At 41.1% G+C, this 609-nt stretch carries 1 rRNA gene; it reads left to right on the top strand.

Annotated features, from left to right (window positions below):
* A 23S ribosomal RNA gene (locus KP703_RS15510) occupies nt 1-609 on the top strand; the annotation flags it as partial.

The following is a 609-nucleotide window of genomic DNA, read 5'->3' as shown; positions in this document are numbered from 1 at the left end:
AATGTGCCCAGTGGGCCACTTTTGGTAAGCAGAACTGGCGCTGTGGGATGAACCAAACGTAATGTTACGGTGCCCAAATTAACAACTCATGCAGATACCATGAAAGGCGTTGGTTGCTTAAAACAGCAGGACGGTGATCATGGAAGTCGAAATCCGCTAAGGAGTGTGTAACAACTCACCTGCCGAAGCAACTAGCCCTTAAAATGGATGGCGCTTAAGTTGTATACCTATACATTACCGCTAAAGTAGATGATTTATATTACTTGTGATATAAATTTTGAAACTTTAGTGAGTAGGAAGGTACAATGGTATGCGTAGAAGTGTTTGGCGTAAGCCTGCATGGAGCTGCCATTGGTACAGATCTTGGTGGTAGTAGCAAATAATCGAATGAGACCTTGGAGGACTGAAGTGGAGAAGGGTTTCGTGTGAACAGTGGTTGATCACGAGTTAGTCGGTCCTAAGTTCAAGGCGAAAGCCGAAAATTTTCAAGTAAAACAAAAATGCCTAACTATATAAACAAAGCGAATTATAATACACTTGAATAATTTTGAACGAAAGGGAATACGGTTCCAATTCCGTAACCTGTTGAGTATCCGTTTGTTATTAAAT

It is taken from the genome of Acetobacter sp. P5B1 (assembly GCF_018811985.1).
Classification (GTDB): domain Bacteria; phylum Pseudomonadota; class Alphaproteobacteria; order Acetobacterales; family Acetobacteraceae; genus Acetobacter; species Acetobacter cerevisiae.
The sequence above is the reverse complement of the archived record's forward strand: the minus strand, read 5'-3'. Positions and strand labels throughout refer to the sequence as shown.